Raw genomic sequence first — 947 nt, 5'->3', positions numbered from 1 at the left:
ACTCCAGGCCATCGACGCCGGTCGGACGGATAAAACGCCCGCCTTCCTTGCGCCCGGTAAACAGGCCAGGATTGCCGACATTCACCACCTGCCCCTGAAGCTGGTCAACGTCCAGCCAGGTGATCAGGTTAAGGAATGAAGAATTCTCCAGCATGGCGTCCCGCATCTGGGTCTCTTTGGGATCGGTCAGTGAAAAATAACGGTCGCTACGGGTCTGACCGTACGCCTGCGCCAGTCCGTCACTGTATTTCTCCAGCAGCGCATAAGCCCGTTGATTTAATTGCATAATGTTTTTCCCTTATCGACAGGATGAACAGATAACCGCCGGTAGATCACAGGAAGTTAAAGGGCTTGCGGCCCGTGCCGGGATTTTTGTTGGGCAGCGCGGTAATACGGCTGTCCAGCTTGCTAAAGCTCTTGACGATGCCGCCAATGTTGTCACGCAGCAGCTTGAACTCCTGGGTGTCCACCACCTCTTTCACGGTTTCCACGTCTTCCTGCACCTCGGCAACATCCTGCTTGACTTCCTCTACGGAGGTTTCGGTTTGCTCTGCCTGACCTTCCAGCGCGGCAACGCGGTTTTCCAGTGCGGCAACGGCTTCCGCCAGCGCCTGCAATTTGTCCATGTCTACCGGCGTGTCAACAGGCGTCGGCTCTTCCAGGGAAAAGATTTTCCGCCAGCTGCCGGTTTTTTGCTTTTTCATATGATGACCTTTTAAAGTGAAAGGTTGCGTGGCGGCATAAATCAAACCCTGGTGACGGGTCTGGCTAAAGTGCAGCCGTTCGGTATAGACACTGGCGGGTTCATCAGTGACCCCCAGCCCTTCCAGATAGGATTTTCCCGTTCCCCGGAAATTACCGTCCGGGGTAAATTCCGCCGAGCAGAAAACCAGCTGGCCTTCGGCATTGGCGCGCATTAATTTGATATTGGGACGCAGACGGGCATA

At 54.9% G+C, this 947-nt stretch carries 2 protein-coding genes; both read right to left on the bottom strand.

Features of this window, described 5'->3' with window-relative positions; all coding sequences use genetic code 11:
• Positions 1-286, bottom strand: a 286-nt coding sequence (locus CINSTRO3249_RS16085; protein WP_143146910.1) for a P2 family phage major capsid protein, incomplete at its 3' end; no start/stop codon positions are given.
• A gap of 46 nt (positions 287-332) precedes the next feature.
• On the bottom strand, positions 333-947 hold a 615-nt coding region (locus CINSTRO3249_RS16080; protein ID WP_074013918.1), incomplete at its 5' end, for a GPO family capsid scaffolding protein.

The sequence above is a fragment of the Candidatus Sodalis sp. SoCistrobi genome, from assembly GCF_900143145.1.
GTDB lineage: Bacteria > Pseudomonadota > Gammaproteobacteria > Enterobacterales > Enterobacteriaceae > SoCistrobi.
This window is presented reverse-complemented; position numbering and strand designations above follow the sequence as displayed.